The sequence below is a fragment of the uncultured Kocuria sp. genome, assembly GCF_947500125.1.
GTDB lineage: Bacteria > Actinomycetota > Actinomycetes > Actinomycetales > Micrococcaceae > Kocuria.
Genome location: NZ_CANMRA010000020.1, coordinates 18,887 through 38,456, shown reverse-complemented (window position 1 = coordinate 38,456; position 19,570 = coordinate 18,887). Strand labels below are relative to the sequence as shown.

At 73.9% G+C, this 19,570-nt stretch carries 22 protein-coding genes; 16 read left to right on the top strand and 6 right to left on the bottom strand.

From position 1 onward, the window contains the following. Window positions 1–12: 12 nt before the first annotated feature. Window positions 13–792, bottom strand: coding sequence for a transcriptional repressor LexA (lexA, locus tag Q0817_RS13395; RefSeq protein WP_298588968.1), 780 nt, complete (start codon window positions 790–792; stop codon window positions 13–15). 346 nt (window positions 793–1,138) lie between these two features. Here lexA and Q0817_RS13390 point away from each other — a divergent pair, with 346 nt between their 5' ends. The 7 genes from Q0817_RS13390 (at window position 1,139) to Q0817_RS13360 (ending at window position 6,139) form a co-directional block, all read left to right on the top strand. Beyond that, window positions 1,139–1,561, top strand: coding sequence for a LysM peptidoglycan-binding domain-containing protein (locus Q0817_RS13390; RefSeq protein ID WP_298588965.1), 423 nt, complete (start codon window positions 1,139–1,141; stop codon window positions 1,559–1,561). A gap of 122 nt (window positions 1,562–1,683) precedes the next feature. Then, entirely contained in the window at window positions 1,684–2,787 is a 1,104-nt protein-coding gene (locus Q0817_RS13385; protein ID WP_298588962.1) for a histidinol-phosphate transaminase, read from the top strand. Window positions 2,788–2,928: 141 nt separating this feature from the next. Further along, window positions 2,929–3,558: an imidazoleglycerol-phosphate dehydratase HisB gene (gene hisB, locus Q0817_RS13380; RefSeq protein WP_298588959.1), complete on the top strand. Its 630-nt coding sequence runs from the start codon at window positions 2,929–2,931 to the stop codon at window positions 3,556–3,558. Beyond that, window positions 3,555–4,322 (top strand): imidazole glycerol phosphate synthase subunit HisH, encoded by a 768-nt coding sequence (gene hisH, locus Q0817_RS13375; protein WP_298588956.1) that lies wholly within the window; start codon window positions 3,555–3,557, stop codon window positions 4,320–4,322. The genes hisB and hisH overlap by 4 nt, the downstream gene beginning before the upstream one ends. Continuing rightward, window positions 4,319–4,480: a hypothetical protein gene (locus Q0817_RS13370; RefSeq protein ID WP_298588953.1), complete on the top strand. Its 162-nt coding sequence runs from the start codon at window positions 4,319–4,321 to the stop codon at window positions 4,478–4,480. The genes hisH and Q0817_RS13370 overlap by 4 nt, the downstream gene beginning before the upstream one ends. 55 nt (window positions 4,481–4,535) lie before the next feature. Then, on the top strand, window positions 4,536–5,288 hold the full coding sequence (priA, locus tag Q0817_RS13365; protein WP_298588950.1) for a bifunctional 1-(5-phosphoribosyl)-5-((5-phosphoribosylamino)methylideneamino)imidazole-4-carboxamide isomerase/phosphoribosylanthranilate isomerase PriA: 753 nt from the start codon (window positions 4,536–4,538) through the stop codon (window positions 5,286–5,288). Further along, the gene (locus Q0817_RS13360) at window positions 5,285–6,139 is read left to right on the top strand and encodes an SseB family protein (protein WP_298588947.1); all 855 of its coding nucleotides are present in this window, start codon (window positions 5,285–5,287) and stop codon (window positions 6,137–6,139) included. Before priA ends, Q0817_RS13360 begins: the two co-directional genes overlap by 4 nt. 45 nt (window positions 6,140–6,184) lie before the next feature. On the opposite strand, the gene Q0817_RS13355 is transcribed toward Q0817_RS13360, so the two are convergent. Beyond that, window positions 6,185–6,595 (bottom strand): DUF1844 domain-containing protein, encoded by a 411-nt coding sequence (locus tag Q0817_RS13355; protein WP_298588945.1) that lies wholly within the window; start codon window positions 6,593–6,595, stop codon window positions 6,185–6,187. A gap of 105 nt (window positions 6,596–6,700) precedes the next feature. On the opposite strand from Q0817_RS13355, the gene Q0817_RS13350 reads away from it, so the two are divergent. From Q0817_RS13350 to Q0817_RS13325, 6 genes are all read left to right on the top strand, one after another. Beyond that, window positions 6,701–6,997 (top strand): DUF503 domain-containing protein, encoded by a 297-nt coding sequence (locus Q0817_RS13350; RefSeq protein ID WP_298588943.1) that lies wholly within the window; start codon window positions 6,701–6,703, stop codon window positions 6,995–6,997. 337 nt (window positions 6,998–7,334) lie between these two features. Further along, window positions 7,335–8,288 (top strand): translation initiation factor IF-3, encoded by a 954-nt coding sequence (gene infC / locus Q0817_RS13345; RefSeq protein ID WP_298589063.1) that lies wholly within the window; start codon window positions 7,335–7,337, stop codon window positions 8,286–8,288. Window positions 8,289–8,444: 156 nt separating this feature from the next. After that, window positions 8,445–8,639 carry a 50S ribosomal protein L35 gene (gene rpmI / locus Q0817_RS13340; protein ID WP_017832891.1) on the top strand — a complete coding sequence of 65 codons (195 nt, stop codon included), beginning with the start codon at window positions 8,445–8,447 and terminating at the stop codon, window positions 8,637–8,639. A gap of 94 nt (window positions 8,640–8,733) precedes the next feature. After that, the gene (gene rplT / locus Q0817_RS13335) at window positions 8,734–9,123 is read left to right on the top strand and encodes a 50S ribosomal protein L20 (RefSeq protein WP_298588935.1); all 390 of its coding nucleotides are present in this window, start codon (window positions 8,734–8,736) and stop codon (window positions 9,121–9,123) included. Window positions 9,124–9,137: 14 nt separating this feature from the next. Beyond that, a complete protein-coding gene (locus Q0817_RS13330) occupies window positions 9,138–10,052 on the top strand; it encodes an RNA methyltransferase (protein WP_298588932.1) in 915 nt (304 codons plus the stop codon). Window positions 10,053–10,056: 4 nt separating this feature from the next. After that, window positions 10,057–10,518 (top strand): (deoxy)nucleoside triphosphate pyrophosphohydrolase, encoded by a 462-nt coding sequence (locus tag Q0817_RS13325; protein WP_298588929.1) that lies wholly within the window; start codon window positions 10,057–10,059, stop codon window positions 10,516–10,518. Between the two features lie 115 nt (window positions 10,519–10,633). Here the strand turns inward: Q0817_RS13325 and Q0817_RS13320 are convergent, their stop codons facing one another. Beyond that, window positions 10,634–11,548 carry a type IV toxin-antitoxin system AbiEi family antitoxin domain-containing protein gene (locus Q0817_RS13320; protein WP_298588926.1) on the bottom strand — a complete coding sequence of 305 codons (915 nt, stop codon included), beginning with the start codon at window positions 11,546–11,548 and terminating at the stop codon, window positions 10,634–10,636. Between the two features lie 260 nt (window positions 11,549–11,808). Continuing rightward, window positions 11,809–12,231: a DUF4157 domain-containing protein gene (locus Q0817_RS13315; protein WP_298588923.1), complete on the bottom strand. Its 423-nt coding sequence runs from the start codon at window positions 12,229–12,231 to the stop codon at window positions 11,809–11,811. A 355-nt stretch (window positions 12,232–12,586) separates the two neighbouring features. Between Q0817_RS13315 and pheS the strand changes: the two genes are divergently transcribed. The 3 genes from pheS to Q0817_RS13300 all read left to right on the top strand — a co-directional run bounded on the left by pheS (window position 12,587) and on the right by Q0817_RS13300 (window position 17,056). Further along, window positions 12,587–13,657, top strand: coding sequence for a phenylalanine--tRNA ligase subunit alpha (gene pheS, locus Q0817_RS13310; protein ID WP_298588920.1), 1,071 nt, complete (start codon window positions 12,587–12,589; stop codon window positions 13,655–13,657). A 3-nt stretch (window positions 13,658–13,660) separates the two neighbouring features. Then, window positions 13,661–16,213: a phenylalanine--tRNA ligase subunit beta gene (pheT, locus tag Q0817_RS13305; RefSeq protein WP_298588917.1), complete on the top strand. Its 2,553-nt coding sequence runs from the start codon at window positions 13,661–13,663 to the stop codon at window positions 16,211–16,213. Window positions 16,214–16,429: 216 nt separating this feature from the next. Continuing rightward, window positions 16,430–17,056, top strand: coding sequence for a hypothetical protein (locus Q0817_RS13300; RefSeq protein ID WP_298588914.1), 627 nt, complete (start codon window positions 16,430–16,432; stop codon window positions 17,054–17,056). Window positions 17,057–17,194: 138 nt separating this feature from the next. Here Q0817_RS13300 and Q0817_RS13295 read toward each other — a convergent pair whose 3' ends face one another. Continuing rightward, window positions 17,195–18,562, bottom strand: coding sequence for a M1 family metallopeptidase (locus Q0817_RS13295; RefSeq protein WP_298588911.1), 1,368 nt, complete (start codon window positions 18,560–18,562; stop codon window positions 17,195–17,197). Continuing rightward, a complete protein-coding gene (locus Q0817_RS13290) occupies window positions 18,559–19,527 on the bottom strand; it encodes a quinone oxidoreductase (protein WP_298588908.1) in 969 nt (322 codons plus the stop codon). Before Q0817_RS13290 ends, Q0817_RS13295 begins: the two co-directional genes overlap by 4 nt. Window positions 19,528–19,570 lie beyond the last annotated feature (43 nt).

Below are 19,570 nucleotides of genomic sequence, written 5' to 3'. Positions count from 1 at the left end.
CGCGCGGCGGCCTCAGAGGCTGCGCAGCACCGAGACGACCTTGCCCATCACGGTGGCGTGGTCGCCGAGGATCGGCTCGTACCGCGTGTTCTGCGGCAGCAACCAGGTGTGGCCGTCCCGCTGGCGGAAGGTCTTGACCGTGGCCTCGTCGTCGAGCAGGGCCGCCACGATGTCCCCGTTGTCGGCGGCGCTCTGCCGGCGCACCACCACCCAGTCGCCGTCGCAGATCGCGGCGTCGATCATCGAGTCGCCCTTGACGCGGAGCATGAACAGCTCCCCGTGCCCGACCAGCTGGCGGGGCAGCGCGAGGACGTCCTCGACGGACTGCTCGGCCGTGATCGGCCCGCCGGCGGCGATGTGCCCGACCAGGGGAACCATCGTCACGTCCGCCGAGGTGGACAGCTCGGCCACGGCGTCGTGGGCGGCGGGCCGCGCGGTGCGGCCGGTGGGCTCCGCCGCGACCTCGTGCGCAGCCGCGGCGGGCTCCGCGGCGTCGGTCCCGCGCAGCTGCAGCGGAGTGAGCACCTCCATGGCCCGGGGGCGCTTGGGGTCGCGGCGCAGGTAGCCCAGCTTCTCGAGCTGGGAGAGCTGGTGGGTGACGCTCGAGAGCGAGGCCAGCCCCACGAGGTCCCCGATCTCGCGCATGGACGGCGGATAGCCGTGCTCGGCGATGGAGCGCTGGATGGCCTCGAGGATCGTGCGCTGGCGCACGCTGAGCCCGCGGCTGCGCGAGCGCGCCCCGGAGCGCGCGCCCCGGGCGCGGGGCTCCTCGGGGGTGGGGGGCTGGGCCATGGGAGCGTCGTCCTTTCCCGTCCGGCTGCTGGTGCCGCAGCCGGTGTGCGCGGACCCGGTTCCGATGTCGGACCCGGGTGGTTCGATGGGTCCCGGTCGGCAGGCGCCAGGGGGTCCGCGGCGCGCGCCGACCCGAGGCCGGAACACGCCTTCAGCCTAGGCGACACGCCGTGGGTGTTCAAACATATGTACGACCCCGTCTCGACAGCCTTCGCAGACACGTGCTAGACATGGGTCATCGGTATTCGAAAGTATGTTCGATCGAATGAAGACCCCGAGGGGGTCGTCGACCGGACCGGTGTTCGAGATCGCCCGCCCCGTGCGGGAACGTCAAGGAGTTCATGTCATGAGTGCCAGTGCCACCCTCAGCGCCGTCGTCGCGCGCCGCCGCGGTTCCGCAGGAGCGGCGGGCGGCCTCGGCCGTGCGGCCCGGCGTGCCCGCCCCGCGGGCTCCCGCACCCCGTTGACCCTGACCCGCCGCGGCCGCCTGGTGTTCCTGGGGCTGCCCGTCCTCGCCGGTTCCGCCGCCCTGGTCGTGCTGGCCGTGATCTTCCTCGTCCCCTCGACGGCCACGGCCACGAGCGAGCCCGTCCCGGGCCCCGGGACGGAGCAGACGACCGTCTTCCCCGGGCAGAGCCTGTGGGAGATCGCCGTCACCGCCGACCCGGACCGGGACCCGCGGGAGGTCATGGACGAGATCGTGGAGCTCAACGACCTGGACAGCTCCGTGCTCGTGGCCGGCCGGCTCCTCGAGGTCCCGGCCGCCTGAACCGCGCCCCGAGGAGCGGTGCGACCGGCGCGAGGCCCCGTGAGCAGGGCTCCCGAGCAGGGGCAGGAGCCGGAGCGGGAGCCCTGGGCCGGAGCACCGGGGCGGAGCACTAAACTGTTCGGGTGACGCAGAACCTGGACCGACTCAACGCCCTCCCGCTCCGCGACGACCTGCGCGGCAAGACGCCGTACGGCGCCCCGCAGCTCGACGTCGCCGTGGCGCTCAACACCAACGAGAACACCCACCCGGTCCCGGCGGACGTGCACGCGGCGATCGTCCAGGAGGTGACCGAGGCGGCCTGGTCCCTCAACCGGTACCCGGACCGTGAGTTCACCGCCCTGCGCCAGGAGCTCGCCGCGTACCTCGGCCACGGACTCGGGCCCGAGAACCTGTGGGCGGCCAACGGCTCGAACGAGATCCTGCAGCAGATCCTGCAGGCCTTCGGCGGCCCCGGCCGCACCCTGCTCACCTTCGTCCCCACCTACTCGATGTACCCGCTGCTGGCCTCCGGGACGCACACGGGCTTCGTCGCGGGGGAGCGTGCGGCGGACTTCGGGCTCTCCGCCGAGTCCGCGGCCGAGCAGGTGCGCCGGCACCGCCCGGACGTCGTCTTCCTGTGCTCGCCCAACAACCCGACGGGCACGGCGCTGGGCGAGGACGTCGTCACCGCCGTGTACGAGGCGGGGGAGGAGTTCCGCACGGTCGTGGTGGTCGACGAGGCCTACGCCGAGTTCTCCCACGGCGGGACCCCCACCGCGCTCACGCTGCTCGAGGGCCGGCCCCGCCTGATCGTCTCCCGCACCATGAGCAAGGCGTTCGCGCTCGCCGGCGCCCGCCTGGGCTACTTCGCGGCGGCGCCCGAGGTCGCCGACGCGGTGCGCCTGGTCCGGCTCCCGTACCACCTCTCGGCCGTCACCCAGGCCACGGCCCTGGCGGCGCTGCGCCACTCGGGGTCGCTGCTGGCCAACGTGGAGGACATCAAGGTCCAGCGCGACCGGATCGTCGAGGAGCTGGAGCGGCTCGGGCTCGAACCCGCCGAGTCGGACTCGAACTTCGTGTTCTTCGGCGGCATGGAGGACTCCCGGGCGATGTGGGAGGCGCTGCTCGAGGACGGGGTGCTCGTGCGGGACGTCGGGATCCCCGGCCACCTGCGGGTCACCGCCGGCACGGAGGAGGAGACCACCGCGTTCCTGGCCAGCATGGAGCGGATCGTCTCCGGCGCCTGAGCGGCCCGGGTCCGGGGCCGCCCCGGCCCGGATAGCATGGAAGCAGACCACCCCCGGGCCCGAGCCGCCGCCCCGCGGCCCGGCCCGGGCCATCCGCGGCCCGCCGACGGCCGCGCCGCGCCCGCGAGGAGTTCCCACCGTATGAGCGACCAGACCCCCACCGGCACCCGTGCGCCCCGCCGCGCCGCCCTGGAGCGGCGCACGAGCGAGTCCTCGGTGTCCGTCGAGATCGACCTCGACGGCACCGGCGAGAACGACATCGACACGTCCGTGCCCTTCTACGACCACATGCTGACCGCGCTGTCGAAGCACTCGCTGATCGACATGCGGATCCGGGCCACCGGCGACACCCACATCGACGTCCACCACACCGTGGAGGACACCGCGATCGTCCTCGGCGACGCCCTGCGCCAGGCGCTGGGCGAGAAGGCCGGGATCCGCCGCTTCGGCGAGGCGACCGTCCCGCTGGACGAGGCCCTGGCCAACGCCGTGGTCGACATCTCCGGCCGGCCCTACGTGGTGCACACGGGGGAGCCGGAGGGCCAGCAGTACCACCTCATCGGCGGGCACTTCACCGGCTCCATGGTCCAGCACGTCTTCGAGTCCCTGGCCCACCACGCCGGGATCTGCCTGCACGTCACGCTGCTGGCCGGCCGGGACCCGCACCACATCGCCGAGGCGCAGTTCAAGGCCGTGGCCCGCGCCCTCCGCCAGGCCGTGGAGCCCGATCCCCGGGTGCACGGCATCCCGTCCACGAAGGGCGCCCTGTGAGCACCGAGGACACCACCACGACCTCCGCCAGCACCCGGCCCACCGTCACGGTCCTCGACTACGGCGCGGGCAACGTGCGCTCGGCCGTGCGCGCCCTCGAGGCGGCCGGCGCGGACGTGGTGCTCAGCGCCGACCCCGAGGCGGTGCTCGACGCCGACGGCCTCGTGGTCCCCGGCGTCGGGGCGTTCGCCGCCGTCATGGACGGACTGCGCTCCGTGGACGGGCTGCGCCTCATCGGCCGCCGCCTGGCCGGCGGCCGCCCCGTGCTGGGCATCTGCGTGGGGCTGCAGGTCCTCTTCGAGTCCGGCGTGGAGCACGGCCGGCAGACCGAGGGCATGGGCGAGTGGCCCGGCGTCGTCGAACGGCTCAAGGCCGACGTGGTCCCGCACATGGGCTGGAACACGGTCGAGCCGCCCGAGGACTCGGTGCTGTTCCGGGGGATCGAGGACGAGCGGTTCTACTTCGTGCACTCCTACGGGGTGCAGGAGTGGGACTTCCCGCAGAGCATCGAGAAGATGCGGCCGCCGCAGGTCACCTGGTCCGACCACGGGGGGCGCTTCGTCGCCGCGGTGGAGAACGGGGCCCTGTGCGCCACCCAGTTCCACCCGGAGAAGTCCTCCGAGGCCGGCATCCAGCTGCTGCGCAACTGGCTCGGCACGCTGCCGCGCACCGGGCGCCTGGACCACCTCAAGGCCGGCGACCCCCTGGGCGGGGACACCCTGGCCGGCCGGCCGACCCTGGAGACCGAGGACGGCGCGGCGTGAGCGCCGCGGTCCTCGTGATGGTGGCCGGGGCCTTCGTCGCCGGCGGCGCCATCTCCTTCCACCAGCAGCGCAAGCCGCTCTGGACGGTCGTGCTCCTGGCCCTGACGGCGGCGGGCCTGATCGGCTACGGCTGGTTCGCCTGGTTCCAGGGCCGCTGAGCACGCCCCTCCCGTCAGTCCGTCCCACACCCCGACCCCCGAGAAGAGAGATCCCATGCCCCTGAGCGAGACACCCCGACTCCAGCTGCTGCCCGCCGTCGACGTCGCGGACGGCCAGGCCGTGCGCCTGGTCCAGGGCGAGGCCGGCTCCGAGACCGGCTACGGCGACCCGCTCGAGGCCGCCCTCGCGTGGCAGGAGGCCGGCGCCGAGTGGATCCACCTCGTGGACCTCGACGCCGCCTTCGGCCGCGGCGACAACATCGACGTGCTCCGCCGCGTCGCCGCCGAGCTCGAGCTGAAGGTCGAGATGTCCGGCGGCATCCGCGACGACGCCTCGCTGGAGCGGGCCCTGTCCCTGGACCCCGCCCGGATCAACCTGGGCACCGCGGCCCTCGAGAACCCCGAGTGGACGCAGAAGGTCATCGCCGAGCACGGCGACGTCATCGCGGTGGGCCTCGACGTGCGCGGCACCGTCCTCGCCGCCCGCGGCTGGACCGAGGAGGGCGGGGACCTCTGGGAGGTCCTGGACCGCCTCGAGGACCACGGCTGCGCCCGCTACGTGGTCACCGACGTCACCAAGGACGGCACCCTCAAGGGCCCCAACCTCGAGCTGCTGCAGGAGGTCGCGACCCGCACCGACAAGCCGGTGGTCGCCTCCGGCGGCATCTCCTCGCTCGAGGACCTCGCGGCCCTGCGCACCCTCGTGCCCTCGGGCGTCGAGGGCGCGATCGTGGGCAAGGCCCTCTACGCGGGCCGGTTCACCCTCGAGGAGGCCCTCGACGTGGCGGGCCGACCGGGAGCGCGGTGACGGAGCGGCCCCTGCCGGGGCACATCGCCGCCCAGCTCGCCGGCGCGGGCGGCACGGAGGACACCGGCGGCCAGGCCTGGGCCGGGCGCAACCTGGGGGAGGGCACCAGCCACACCCACCGGTTCCCGGAGGACGACGGCGCCGCCGCCCCGGCCGTGCTGCAGGCCCTCCAGGCCCTGCGTGCGGGGACGGGGGACGAGTCCTCCGTGGTCGCCGCGCTCGCCGGGACCCGGGTGTTCGTGCCCGTCGTGGCCGAGGTCTCGGCCTCGACGGTGACGGAGGCCGGTCTCGTGGCGGACAAGGAGGCCGACATGGCGCTCGTCTCCCTGCGCGCCGCGGACGGCCGGCAGGTGCTGCCGGTCTTCACCTCCACGGCGGCGCTCGCGGACTGGCACGCCCAGGCGCGGCCCGTGGCCACGGACGTCCGCCGGGCCGCCGTGGCCGCGGTCAAGGACGGCACCCAGCTGCTCGTGCTCGACCCCGGCACGGCCCTCCCGTTCGTGGTGCGCCGCCCGGCCCTCTGGGCGCTGGCGCAGGGCCGGGCCTGGACGCCCTCCTACCGCAGCCCGGCCGTCGAGGAGGCCGTCCGGCGCTGCGCCGTCGACCTGCCGGGAGTGCTCGGGGTGGGCACGGCCCCCGGTGACGGGGTGGCCGTGCGCGCCGCGGACGGGGCGCTCGTCCAGGGCGGCGGCGCCGGCCCCGAGCTCGCCGTCGTGCTCACCCTGCGGGCCGGGCTCGACCGGGGCGGGCTGGACGACGTCGTCGCCCGCTTCCAGGCCCGGCTGAGCGTCGAGCCGGCCCTCGCGGAAGACGTGGACTCGATGCAGCTGCGCCTCACGACCGCGGGCTGACCCGGGGAACCCGGATCAGCCCGCGACGGACGGCACGGACCGCGCTCAGGTGACGGGGCCCGTGAACCGCTCGCCGGGTCCCTGGCCGGGGGCGTCCGGGTAGCGCGAGGCCTCGCGGAACGCGAGCTGGAGGGTGCGCAGCCCGTCGCGCAGCGGAGCGGCGTGCTGCGAGCCGATCTCCGGGGCCGCGGCGGTGACGAAGCCGGCCAGCGCCGTGATGAGCTTGCGCGCCTCGTCGAGGTCCTTGAGCTCCTCGGCGTCCTCGCCGGCGGCGAGCCCGCACTTCACGGCGGCCGCGCTCATGAGGTGCACGGCCGCGGTCGTGATGACCTCGATGGCGGGGACCTCCGCGATGTCGCGCATCTGCTCGTCGACGGCGCTGACCGTCTCCTGCGGGATCTCCTGGCCGGAGTTGGCGGCGTCGTCGTCGAAGCGGAAGGTGTTCTCGGAAGTCATGGCCCAACTCTGCCACACCACCGGTCGCCGGCCGGACCGCCCTGCGGCCTCCCCGCACTATCCTGCAGGGGAGGCCGGGAGCCGGCCGGAAGGGGGCGGGGCGCCGTGTGGATCGGGTGGATCGAGTTCGACCTTCTCCTGGGGGACGTCCACTCCCTCAAGGGCAAGCGCTCCGTGGTGCGGCCCCTCGTCGCGGAGCTGCGCCGCCGCTTCCCGGTGACCGCCGCCGAGGTCGGCCACCTCGAGCTCCACCGCCGGGCCCTCGTGGGCACCGCCGTGGTCGCGGCGGACGCCGCCCGTCTCGTCGAGGTCCTCGACGAGGTCGAGCGCTTCGTCGCCGCCCGGCCGGAGACGGAGCTGCTCTCGGCCCGGCGGGCCCTGCACAGCACCGAGGACGAGTGAGGCGCCGGCGCGGCCGCTGTTTCCCGAACCCGCGGCCTATGGGCTAGACTGGTCGGCAGTGTGCAAGTGGAGGAGACTCCCACCCGCGCCGGCCACGGTCCCCGAGCCTTCGGACGACCTGCCCACGGCCGCCGGGTCCGCGACGACATCGTCCGCACGACGGCACGGCCGGGACATCCCGCGTCCGCTCCGTCACGCAGCGCGTCACCCCACGGGTGCCGCACCGATGAGCCTCCGCTTGCCGACCGCAGCGGGGGCTTTTGTCGTTGCGGACCGGACCGAACCATGAGGTCCCCGGAAACCTCCGGGTGATCACGCAGAACATCAGGAGCACGGCATTAGCGATCCACGTATCAATGACAGAATCCGAGTCCCCGAAGTCCGTCTCGTCGGACCCGCAGGCGAGCAGGTCGGCATCGTCCGCGTCGAGGACGCACTGAGGCTGGCCCGCGAATCGGATCTCGATCTGGTCGAGGTGGCGCCCAACGCCAAGCCGCCGGTGGCCAAGCTCATGGACTTCGGCAAGTACAAGTACGAAGCCGCGGTCAAGGCCCGGGAGTCGCGCAAGAACCAGACGAACACGGTCCTCAAGGAGGTCCGGTTCCGGCTCAAGATCGACACCCACGACTACGAGACCAAGGTCGGCCACGCCAAGCGGTTCCTCGGGGCCGGCGACAAGGTCAAGGCCATGATCCAGTTCCGCGGCCGCGAGCAGCAGCGCCCCGAGATGGGCGTTCGCCTGCTCGAGCGCTTCGCGAACGACGTCGCGGAGGTCGGCGCGGTCGAGTCGAGCCCCCGGGTCGACGGCCGCAACATGGTGATGGTCGTGGGCCCGCTGAAGAACAAGGCCGAGGCCAAGGCCGAGGCGCGCCGCCAGAAGCAGCGCGACGAGGCGAAGGCCGAGAACGAGCGCAAGGCGAAGGACAAGGTCGACACGTCCTCCGCGGAGCCCGTGACCCAGTCGATCGGGGACGCGTTCCCGGCCGAGCTGCGCGAGCGGGCCGGACAGGCCGAGGAGCCGGTGCAGCAGCCGGAGCCCGAGGTTCAGGAGTCGGCGCCGGCCCCCGAGGCCCCGGAGACGGCGCAGCCCGCCGCCCCCGAGGTCGTCGAGGTCGCCGAGGCCCCGGCCCCGGAGCCCGAGGTCGTCGAGGCCCCGGAGCCTGAGGTCGCTGAGGCCCCGGCACCGAAGGCCGCCGAGACCCCGGCACCGAAGGCCGCTCCGAAGCCGCCGGCGCCGAAGGCACCCCGGCCCGGACCCAAGCCGGGCGCCAAGCCCGGGCCGCAGGCCTGAGCGGAGCACGAACTTCCGCGCGAGCGGAGCAGAACTGACAGCGCCCCGTGGGCGCAGCCGGGACCGGCTGCGCCCAGGGGCACCGTGGAGGTGCGGCGGACGTCGCCGCGCCCTCCGGTGGCCACCACCGGAAGAAACGCAAGGAGAGCGGCCCACATGCCGAAGATGAAGACCCACAGCGGGGCGAAGAAGCGCTTCAAGCTCACCGGTACCGGCAAGGTGAAGCGCCAGCAGGCCAACCGCCGCCACTACCTGGAGCACAAGTCCTCCCGGCTGACCCGTCGCCTGGCCTCCGACCAGATCGTGGCCCCCGGCGACGCCAAGGTCATCAAGAAGATGCTGGGCAAGTAGCCTCCACCGCATCCGTTGGGGAGCACGCCTCCCCGCCCCGCACAGATTTGACCTCCCGGCCGAGCGGCCGGGACCGAAGTGAAGGAGTACACACGTGGCACGTGTGAAGCGGGCGGTCAACGCCCACAAGAAGCGCCGGGTCATCCTCGAGCAGGCCTCCGGTTACCGCGGCCAGCGCTCGCGCCTGTACCGCAAGGCGAAGGAGCAGGTCACCCACTCGTTCGTCTACAGCTACAACGACCGCCGGAAGCGCAAGGGCGACTTCCGTCGGCTGTGGATCCAGCGCATCAACGCCGCGGCCCGCGCCAACGGCCTGACCTACAACCGCTTCATCCAGGGCCTCAAGGCCGCCGAGGTGGAGGTCGACCGCCGGATGCTCGCCGAGCTGGCCGTCAACGACGAGAAGGCGTTCGCCGGTCTGGTCGAGATCGCCAAGAACGCACTGCCGGAGGACACCTCCGCGCCGCGCGAAGCCGCCGCCTGAGCCCAGTCGGAGCAGTGAACCTCACGGAGCGCCTGGCCGCCCAGCCGATGTCCAACCCCCGAGCCGATCGGGTCAAGGACGTCGCGGGACTGGCCGGGCGCTCCGCGCGTTCCAAGCGGGGGCTGTTCCTCGCCGAGGGCCCGCAGAACGCCCGCGAGGCCCTCGTCCGGCACCGTGAGTCCCCGTGCGTGGACGCCGTCTACGTCACTGAGGACGCCCTGGGCCGCCACCCGGACATCACGGCCCTGCTCGAGCGCGTGGCCGAGGACCGCTCCGTGTTCGTCCGCCTCGTGACGCGTGAGGTCCTCGCGGCCATGAGCGACGCGGTGACCCCGCAGGGCGTCGTCGTCGTGTGCCGTCCCCTCGACGCGGACCTCGGGACCGTGCTCGCCGCCCGGCCCCGGCTCGTGGCCGTGCTGGCCCGGGTGCAGGACCCCGGCAACGCCGGCACCGTGCTCCGCGCCGCGGACGCCGCGGGGGCGGACGCAGTGGTGCTCACCGCCGGCAGCGTGGACGTCTACAACCCCAAGACCGTGCGATCGACCGCCGGGTCCCTCTTCCACCTGCCCGTGGTCGTCGGCGCCGACCTGCCCGCGCTGCTCGGTGCCGCCCGCGCCGCCGGCTGCGGCGTGCTGGCCGCCGACGGCCACGGAGACGTCGACCTCGACCGGCTCCAGGACGCCTCCGCCGCCCGCGCCGCCGGTGCCGCCGGCGTCGACGCCGGCTACGACCTGGCCCGGCCCACCGTGTGGCTGTTCGGCAACGAGGCCCGGGGCCTCTCGGAGGAGGAGAAGGCGCTGGCCGACCACCGCGTCGCCGTGCCGGTGCACGGCCGGGCGGAGTCCCTCAACGTGGGCACCGCCGCCACCGTGTGCCTCTACGCCTCGGCCCGCGCCCAGCGGCGCCCCGGTGCCGGCGACGGGCGCTGAGCCGATGCCCGCGCCGCTGCCCGCCGCGTACCGCACCCAGGTGGTCGGTGCCGCCCTCCTCGACGACGCCGAGCGCCCCACGGCCTTCCTCGCCGCGCAGCGGGCCTACCCCGCGGCGCTCCGGGGCCTGTGGGAGTTCCCGGGCGGCAAGCAGGAGCCGGACGAGAGCTGCGAGCAGGCCCTGGTGCGGGAGTGCGCCGAGGAGCTCGGCGTGCAGGTCCGGCTTCTCGCGGAGGTGCGCGGACCGCACGCGCAGGGCTGGCCGCTCAAGGACACCGCCGCGATGCGGGTCTGGACGGCCGTGGCCGCCGGCGCCGATCCGCGGCCCGTGGTGGGGGAGGACCACCTGGCCGTGCGGTGGCTCCCGCTCGCCGACCCGGCCGCCGCGCTCGAGCTCCCCTGGATCCCCGCCGACCTGCCGATCGTGCACGCCCTGTTGGACCACCTCGACCACCTCGCCCCCTGACCCCGCGGCCCTTTTACGCTGAACTCACCGCTCCGACCCGAGACCGCCGCATTTCCGCTGGCTTCCGGGGTTGATCCGGTGAGTTCGGAGTCGGTGATGTTCGGCGTCAGCACGTTCAGCGTCGGGGAGCGCGGCCGCGGAGGACGCGGTGGAGCCGGGCGACGAGCTGTTCGGGCCTCCGTGTGACCGTCTCCCAGTCGGTGCGCAGCACCGTCCAGCCGGCCTCGACCAGGGCGAGCTCCCGCTGCCGCTCCGCGTAGAGCACCTCACCGGTCGGCGTGTCCAGGAAGTACTTGACTCGGCCGTCGAACTCGAGGAGCACCCGGGCCTCGGGCCAGGCGAAGTCCGCCCGGTATCCGCCCCTGCCGGTCCGGACGGTCAGCTGCGAGACGAACGGTGGCAGCGCGGACTGCAGCAGCACGATCCGGGTGAGCGACTCCCCTGGGGACTCCGAGAGCGGATCCGCGAGGTCCAGTGCTGTCCGGGCTCGCCGCACGCCCCGGTGCCCGGGCAGCCGGGCCAACCGCGCCGCGAGTGCTGCCGGTTCCACGCCCGCGGCCAGGGCCTGGTCCAGCACGACCACGGCGGAACCCAGTGGGAGGAACCGGGCGCAGTCCAGCGCGGTTCTCTCCGGAGTGGTGAGCAGCACCCCGTTCCGCTCGGCGATGTCCTCGTCGGGCAGCCGGCCGCTGTGGGGGTGGGCCGCCCGGTCGGTGCTGCGGGTGCCGGACCCGGGGGCGTGGAGCACCTGCGGGGTCGGGGGGTCCCGCAGCAGACGCCAGCCGTGGAGCAGTGCCGCGGAGTCCTGGCAGAACACCGGCGGAGCCGCCGCGGTGCGGGTCACGGCGAGGTGCCTCTGCACGGTCCGCTCCCGGTCGCCGAGGGCGTGCCACCAGGGGGAGCCGGCGTAGACGCCGTGGGCCACCCGGTGCAGCGTGCCCGACCGGACGAGGCGCTGGGCGCCGGTGGAGGAGACACCCATGGTCTCCAGATCGGCCAGGGTCAGCAGCCGGGGCGGGAATTCGGTCATCCAGGAATCCTGCGCCGAGTCGTCGCGCCCGGGCACGGCCAGGGCCTGCCCTGTGGAGCGGCGGCCGCGGAGCCCTCTCCTCTGCAGTGCGGATGATCTCCTCGCTCCCGCCGCCGCTCCCGCCGCCGCTCCCGCCGCCGCTCCCGCCGCCGCTCCCGCCGCCGCTCCCGCCGCCGAACTTACCGGTTCGCCCCGAGCAGCCTGCAGAAGTCTCCCCGTCTCGGGCAGAAGTGGTGAGTTCGGCGAAGAGGGGGTGGGTGTCAGCGGTGGCCGGGCGGGTGGTAGCCGCCGTCGGCGAGACCTGCCCGCACCTCGAACGGGTTGTGCAGCGCCGGGTGCCCGCAGCGCAGCATCGACCACCCCGCGGCGACCAGATAGGCCGGCAGGAACGGCAGGCCCAGGCACTTCGCCCACTGGCTCGCGTGGCGCGACTCGTGGGCGAGGAGACGGGGGCGGGCCGCGACGTCCTCGATCCCGGCGCGGAACAGGACCACGTTGCCCACGGTGAACGCCCCGGCCTTCGGCAGCCGGGGCCGGTAGCCGAAGCCCAGGAGCAGCCCCTCGGGTCCGCGGACCACCCGGGTGCGCGTGGCCGCGGCGACCAGCAGCCCCAGCGGCGTCGACAGGTTCGTCATGTTCCACACCTGCCGCAGGCGTGCCGCGCGGCTCAGTTCGGGCGTCATGGCACCAGCGTAGGTCCGCTGCGTGCGCCCGCCCAGGCGGAGGAGCAGCACGCCGGCGATCACCAGGGAGACCCACCTGGGTCACGGTGAGGTCCGCGGTGAGGTCCGCGGTGAGGTCCACGGTGAGGTCCACGGTGAGGAGCGCGGCGCGGTGCTCCGGTCCGACCAGGTGCGGACAGGTCGTGGGTGCCGTGCCGTGGCGGGGGATCGGTGGGTGGCCCCTGAGGCGCGTGCCATAGACTGGGATCCGCCCGCGATCCGTGCCGATCCGGGCTTTCCCGTGGTCGCTGTCACACGAAACACGTGACAGCGTGCCCGGGCGCATCCGTCCCCGAGCCGAAGAAGTCGCCAGCTGATGTCTGAACTGCCACCCGAGACCGCCCCGAGCGGCGCGGTCGACCCGACCGACGAGGCCGCGGTCGCCGCGGCTGTCGAGGCGGCCCTGAGCGCCGTCGAGAACGCCCACGATCTGGACGAGCTCAAGGAGGTGCGGCTCGCCCACGCGGGGGAGCGCTCGCCCCTGGCGCTGGCCAACCGGCAGATCGGCTCCCTGGACAAGTCGCAGAAGGCCGCCGCCGGCAAGCTGGTCGGCCAGGCCCGCGGCCGTGTCAACCAGGCGATCGCCGCCCGCACCAGGGTGCTCGAGGAGGAGCGAGAGGCCCGGATCCTCGTAGAGGAGGCCGTGGACGTCACCGCCGCCGGCCGGCGCCGGCGCCTGGGCGGCCGGCACCCGCTGACCAACCTCATGGAGCGCGTCGGCGAGACGTTCGTGGCGATGGGCTGGGAGGTCGCCGACGGCCCCGAGGTCGAGTCCGAGTGGTACAACTTCGACTCCCTCAACTTCAAGCCGGACCACCCCGCCCGGGAGCTGCAGGACACGTTCTTCGTGGACCCGCCCGAGGCGCACCTCGTGCTGCGCACGCACACCTCGCCGGTGCAGATGCGCACGCTGCTGAACCGCGAGCTGCCGGTCTACGTCGTCGTCCCGGGGCGCACCTACCGCACCGACGAGCTCGACGCCACGCACACCCCGGTCTTCCACCAGGTCGAGGGCCTGGCCGTGGACCAGGGGCTGTCGATGGCCGACCTCAAGGGCACGCTCGAGCACTTCGCCCGGCAGATGTTCGGCCCCGAGGCGAAGATCCGGCTGCGGCCCAACTACTTCCCCTTCACCGAGCCGTCCGCCGAGCTGGACGTGTGGCACCCGAACGCCAAGGGCGGGCCGCAGTGGATCGAGTGGGGCGGCTGCGGCATGGTCCACCCGAACGTGCTGCGCGCGGCCGGCATCGACCCCGAGGTGTACTCGGGCTTCGCGTTCGGCATGGGCATCGAGCGGACCCTGATGTTCCGCAACAACGTCCCCGACATGCGCGACATGGTCGAGGGCGACGTCCGCTTCAGCGAGCACTTCGGGATGGAGATCTAGAACATGCGAGTTCCTTTGTCATGGCTGCGCGAGCACGCCCCCGTCCCGGCGGACGCCACCGCCGAGGACGTCCTGGCCACCCTGGTGACGGTGGGCCTGGAGGAGGAGGACGTCCACCGCCCCACGGACCACCTGAAGGGCCCGGTCGTGGTGGGCCAGGTGCTGTCCAAGGAGCCGGAGACCCACTCCAACGGCAAGACCGTCAACTGGTGCACCGTCCGCGTGGTCCCCGAGGGCCAGGAGCAGATCCTGACCGGCAAGGGCATCGACCCCTCCGGCGTGCAGGGCGTGATCTGCGGGGCCCACAACTTCGAGGTCGGGGACAAGGTCGTGGTGACCCTGCCCGGCGCCGTCCTGCCCGGGGACTTCAGGATCTCGGCGCGCAGGACCTACGGCCACACGTCCGCCGGGATGATCGCCTCCGTGCGCGAGCTCGGCATCGGCGAGGACCACGACGGGATCCTGGTGCTCTCGACCCTCGGCCTGGACCCGGAGCTCGGCGCGGACGCCCTGGAGCTGCTCGGACTCCACGACGAGGCCGCCGAGATCAACGTGACCCCGGACCGCGGCTACGCGTTCTCGATCCGCGGCGTGGCCCGCGAGTACTGCCACGCCGTGCACGAGCCCTTCACGGACCCGGCCGGGACCGTGGCCGCCCGGGTGCCCGCGGCCACCGGAGACGGCTTCCCCGTGGCCGTCGACGACGACGCCCCGATCCACGGCAACCCCGGGTGCACCCGCTTCGTCGCGCGCACGGTGACCGGCATCGACGCGACCGCCCCCACGCCCCCGTGGATGTCGGCGCGGCTGCGCCTGGCCGGGATCCGCTCGATCTCCCTGCCGGTGGACATCTCCAACTACGTGATGCTGGAACTGGGCCAGCCGCTGCACTTCTACGACCTCGGCAGGCTGACCGGGGGCATCGGGGTCCGCCGGGCGGCGCCGGGCGAGACGCTGACCACCCTCGACGGCAAGCAGCGCGCCCTGGACCCCGAGGACCTGCTGATCACGGACGGCTCCGGGCCGATCGGCCTGGCCGGGGTCATGGGCGGCGCCGCCACCGAGGTCTCGGACGGCACCGTCGACGTGCTCGTGGAGGCGGCCCGCTTCGACGAGGTCTCGATCGCCCGCACCACCCGCCGGCACCGGCTGCCCTCGGAGGCGTCCAAGCGCTTCGAGCGCGGCGTGGACCCGCAGGTCGCCCCGGTGGCGGCCCAGCGCGCCGTCGAGCTGCTCGTGGAGCTGGCCGGCGGCACGGCCGGCCCCGAGGTCACCGACGTGGACGACACCACCGTCCCCGCGCCCATCGAGCTGCCCTGGGACCACCCGGGGCGCCGCACGGGCGTGGAGTACACGGCGGAGCAGGTCGTCTCGACCCTCACCGAGCTCGGTGCGCAGGTCGAGGCCACCGACGACGGGTGGCGCGTCGTGCCCCCGTCGTGGCGCCCGGACCTGGTCGCCAAGGAGGACCTGGTCGAGGAGATCGCCCGCCTCGTCGGCTACGACACCATCCCCTCGCGGCTGCCGGTAGCGCCCCCCGGCCGCGGCCTGACCGCCGAGCAGCAGGCCCGCAAGCGGGTCGCCGACGCGCTCGCGGCCGCCGGGCTGACCGAGGTGCTCGCCTACCCGTTCGTCTCGCAGGCGGACAACGAGCTGTGGGGCGCCCCGGAGCCCGGGGTGCCCGTGCCGTCGGTCAAGCTGGCCAACCCCATCAGCGAGGCCCAGGGGATGCTGCGCGTGTCCCTGCTGCCGGGCCTGCTGGAGGTGCTGCGGCGCAACACCTCCCGGGGCTTCCGGGACCTGGCGCTCTACGAGGTCGGTCGGGTCTTCCGCCCCGGCGAGCAGCTCGGCAGCGCGGGCATCCCCCCGCTGGGAGCGCACCCGGGCCGGGCGGTGCTCGACGAGATCGAGGCCGGCATTCCCGCCCAGCCTCGCCACCTCGCCGCGGTCCTGGCCGGCCGGGACGCGGCCGAGGGCCCGTGGACCGCCCCGCGGGCGTTCGACTGGCAGGACGCCCTCGACGCCGCCCGGCTGGCCGCCGAGGTGCTGGGGATCGAGCTGACCGTCCGCCAGGGCACCCACCAGGCGTTCCACCCGGGCCGCACCGCCGTGCTCGCCACCGACGACGGCACCCCGCTGGGCTACGCCGGCGAGCTGCACCCCCAGCTGGTGGCCGCGCAGGACCTGCCCGAGCGGACCGTGGCGATGGAGCTGAACCTCAGCTCGCTCGTCGACGCGGAGGTCGAGGTCGTGCAGGCACGCCCGATCTCCGGGTATCCGGCCGCCACCCAGGACGTGGCGCTCGTGGTCGACGCCTCCGTCCCGGCCGCCGAGCTGCGCGCCGCGCTCGAGGATGGCGCCGGGGAGCTGCTCGAGGACGTCCGCGTCTTCGACGTCTACCGGGGCCCCGGCATCGAGGAGGGCCGGAAGTCCGTCGCCTTCGCGCTGCGCTTCCGGGCCCCGGACCGCACCCTGACCGCGGAGGAGGCCTCCGCCGCCCGCGAGGCGGCCGTCGCCGTGGCCGCCGAGCGCCACGGCGCCGTGCTCCGCGGCTGAACGACCGCGCCCTGGACGACCCCGCCCCGGACGGCCCGCCCCCACGCCGGGAGCGGGCTGTCCGTCGTCCCGGCGCTCTCGCCCCGGCCCTCTCGGTAACACTTGCGAACGCCAGGGCGGACGGCGTGAACTTCGGTACTGTGGCACCGGGTCCCCGGCCGCGACCCCGGCACCGCGATCTGGCCCCCTTCCCCGACCCCGTTCCAGGAGCTCACCATGACCGAGGAGACCACCGACCGCCAGGACACGTTCTTCGCCTTCGACGAGGACCAGGACGACCAGGACGAACAGGACGGGCGTCCCCGCCGGTCGATCGCCTGGAAGCCGACGGCCGTGGGGCTGCTCGGGCTCCTGCTGGGACTGGTCCTGGCGGTGAGCGCGGCGCTCGCCTGGGACGACTCCCGGAAGCTGGCCGGCTACGCGGACCGCTCGTGGGTGATCTCCGGGCAGTACCAGGACCTCACCAACGACCTGCGGACCAAGACCTGGAACCCCATCTACCGCGGAGTGCTGCCCGCGGACGAGGCGGTCACCGAGCAGCCCTTCGACTCCGGCCTCGCCGACCCGCGCGTCCCGGAGGCGGGTGAGGAGATCGTCTTCCGCGGCACGCAGACGGGCTCCACCGAGGACGACTTCCACCAGGAGGCCGACGCCCTGCTCGCCGTGCAGGACGGCACGCTGCAGGTGGTCGAGACGGCCGAGGCCGGCGAGTTCGGGGACGGCATCACCGCGGGGACCATCGCGTGGCAGCGGGCGCAGGCCGCCCTGCTGCTGCTCGCCGGGCTCGGTGCGGCCGCGGGCGGCGTCTGGTTCGCCCGCCGGCTCTACCGCCGGCAGCGCTGACGCCGCGCGGACCGCACCGCGCAACGGGCCCCCGCCGGACGCACAGCGCCGGGCGGGGGCCCATTCGCGTCGGGGGCCGCCGGAGCGGGGCCCGGGACCCCGGATCCCGGATCCCGGGTTACGGAGTCCCGGCGCGGCTCAGGGCAGGACGGGCAGCTCCCGCCTGAGCAGCCACGTGTCGAGCAGGGCGTCGACCTCCGCCCACCGGTGCTGGGGCACGAAGCCGCGCAGGTGCTCCCGGAAGCCCTCCGTGCTCACCCACCCGTCCCGGTTGGCGGTGGCCCAGCCGCGCAGCAGGGCGCGGAAGGCCTCCTCGCCCACGGTCTCCCGGATCGCGTGGACGGTGAGGGCGCCGCGGACGTACACCACGTCGTCGAAGAGCCGGACCTGCCCCGGGTCCCCGATGACGAGGTCCTGGCGCATCTTGGACAGCGTCCGGTGCGCCTTCTCCGCGTGCCAGCGGGCCGGCCTGCCGCCTGAGGCCTCGGACCAGATCCACTCCGAGTAGGACGCGAACCCCTCGTTGAGCCAGATGTCCTGCCACGTGGACAGGACCAGGCTGTTGCCGAACCACTGGTGGGCGAGCTCGTGCGCCACGAGCCGCTGCTCCTCCCAGTCCGTGCCGAGCTGGTTCTTGCCGAACACCGAGCACGCGTAGCACTCGAACGGGTCCTCGAGCGACTCGTCGACGACCACCACGGTGTAGCTCGGGAAGGGGTAGGGACCGAACCAGTCGCTGAACACCTCGATCATCCGCCCCTGCTCCGCGAAGGTCTTCTCCGCCTTCTTGCGCCGCTTCCTGGAGCACACCAGGTACTGGGGGACGCGGGAGCCCGTGAGCTCGTGCCGCTCGTACGGACCGATCTGCACGGTCGCCAGGTAGGGCGGCAGCGGCACCCGGGAGGTGTACACCCAGTGGCGTTCGCCGTCGCGCTCCACCACGGACTCCAGCTCGCCGTGGACCACCACCTCGTAGTCGGCGTCGGCGTGCACGGCGACCCGGTAGGTGGCCTTGTGGGAGGGGTGGTCGACGCACGGGAACCAGGTGGAGGACCCGGTGGGCTGACCTGCGACGAGCACGCCGTCGTCGAGCTCGGCCCAGCCGATCTCACCCCACGGCCCGTCCAGGGACTCGGGGTAGCCCTCGTAGGCCACGGTGAGCGTGAAGGACTCCCCGGCGGGGACCGTGCGCGGCAGGGTCAGCGCGAGGCGGCTGCCGCGGTGGTCCGCGCGGACCCTGCGGCCGCCGAGCAGCCCGCCGAGCCCGCCGGTGCCGAAGCGGACGTCGGTCACGGCGAGCTCGGTGAGGTCCAGCTCGATCCGGTCCGTGTCCTGCAGGGCCCGGCAGGTCAGGGTCGCCTTCGCCTCGAGGCCGTTGTCCTCGACGTCGTAGTCGAGGTCCAGGTCGTAGTGCTCCACGGTGGCCGCGCAGCACCCGACGAACGGGGTGTACGGGTCCCGCGCGCCGTCCGCGCCGAGGAAGCGGTGCCTCTGTGCGGTGCTCACGGGACCAGCAGCAGCTTGCCCTGGGCGGCGCGGGACTGGAGCAGCTCGTGCGCCTGCCGTGCCCGGTCGAGCGGGAACGTCTCGGCGACCCGGATGGTCAGCGACCCGTCGAGCACCGCGTCGAACAGTTCGCCCGCGCGCCAGGCCCGCTCCTGCGGATCGAGCAGGTAGTCGTTGAGCGTGGGCCGGGTGATGTACAGGGACCCGTGCTGGGCGAGCCGCTGCGGGTCGAACGGGGGGACCTGGCCGGAGGAGCCGCCGAAGAGCACCAGCATCCCGCGCGTGCGCAGCGCCCGGAGGGACTCGTCGAAGGTGTCCTTGCCCACGGAGTCGTAGACGACGTCGGCGCCGCGGCCGCCGGTGACCTCGCGGACGTGCTCGGCGAAGCCCTCGTAGCCCACCAGCGCGAAGTCGGCGCCCAGCGAGCGCGCGGTCTCCGCCTTGGCCTGGGAGCCCACCAGCGCGATGACCGTGGCCCCGAGCGACTTCAGCAGCTGCACGGCGAGGCCTCCGACCCCGCCCGCGCCCGCGGTGACCACGGCGACGTCGCCCTCCTGGACCGGATACGTCGAGCGGACCAGGTAGTGCGCGGTGAGGCCCTGCAGGGGGACGGCCGCGGCGACCTCGTCGGAGACGCCGTCCGGCACGCGCAGGGCCTTGTCGGCGTCCACCACGAAGGCGTCGGCGTAGGTGCGCGAGGCCTGCGACGTGGTGATCCGGTCGCCCGGGGCGAAGTGCTGCACCTCGGAGCCCACGCCCGTGACCACGCCCATGCCCTCCGAGCCCGGCGTGAAGGGGTGCTCCACGGGGTAGACGCCTTCGCGCTGGTAGACCTCGATGAAGTTCACCCCTGCCGCACGGGTCTCGACGAGCAGCTGGCGCGGGCCCGGTTCGAGGTCCGGGCGCTCGCCGAGGGTCAGGACCTCGGGGCCTCCGGCTCGCTCGACCATGACGGAACGGATCATGACGGGTACCTCCTGGGGATCGCGGACGGGAACTCCTGCCATG

What these genes read in the sequence shown, in the direction of transcription:
- lexA (WP_298588968.1), bottom strand. Translation starts at nt 792, where the DNA reads ATGGCCCAGCCCCCCACCCCCGAGGAGCCCCGCGCCCGGGGCGCGCGC.
- Q0817_RS13390 (WP_298588965.1), top strand. Translation starts at nt 1,139, where the DNA reads ATGAGTGCCAGTGCCACCCTCAGCGCCGTCGTCGCGCGCCGCCGCGGT.
- hisB (WP_298588959.1), top strand. Translation starts at nt 2,929, where the DNA reads ATGAGCGACCAGACCCCCACCGGCACCCGTGCGCCCCGCCGCGCCGCC.
- priA (WP_298588950.1), top strand. Translation starts at nt 4,536, where the DNA reads ATGCCCCTGAGCGAGACACCCCGACTCCAGCTGCTGCCCGCCGTCGAC.
- Q0817_RS13355 (WP_298588945.1), bottom strand. Translation starts at nt 6,595, where the DNA reads ATGACTTCCGAGAACACCTTCCGCTTCGACGACGACGCCGCCAACTCC.
- rpmI (WP_017832891.1), top strand. Translation starts at nt 8,445, where the DNA reads ATGCCGAAGATGAAGACCCACAGCGGGGCGAAGAAGCGCTTCAAGCTC.
- Q0817_RS13325 (WP_298588929.1), top strand. Translation starts at nt 10,057, where the DNA reads ATGCCCGCGCCGCTGCCCGCCGCGTACCGCACCCAGGTGGTCGGTGCC.
- Q0817_RS13320 (WP_298588926.1), bottom strand. Translation starts at nt 11,548, where the DNA reads ATGACCGAATTCCCGCCCCGGCTGCTGACCCTGGCCGATCTGGAGACC.
- Q0817_RS13315 (WP_298588923.1), bottom strand. Translation starts at nt 12,231, where the DNA reads ATGACGCCCGAACTGAGCCGCGCGGCACGCCTGCGGCAGGTGTGGAAC.
- pheS (WP_298588920.1), top strand. Translation starts at nt 12,587, where the DNA reads ATGTCTGAACTGCCACCCGAGACCGCCCCGAGCGGCGCGGTCGACCCG.
- pheT (WP_298588917.1), top strand. Translation starts at nt 13,661, where the DNA reads ATGCGAGTTCCTTTGTCATGGCTGCGCGAGCACGCCCCCGTCCCGGCG.
- Q0817_RS13300 (WP_298588914.1), top strand. Translation starts at nt 16,430, where the DNA reads ATGACCGAGGAGACCACCGACCGCCAGGACACGTTCTTCGCCTTCGAC.
- Q0817_RS13290 (WP_298588908.1), bottom strand. Translation starts at nt 19,527, where the DNA reads ATGATCCGTTCCGTCATGGTCGAGCGAGCCGGAGGCCCCGAGGTCCTG.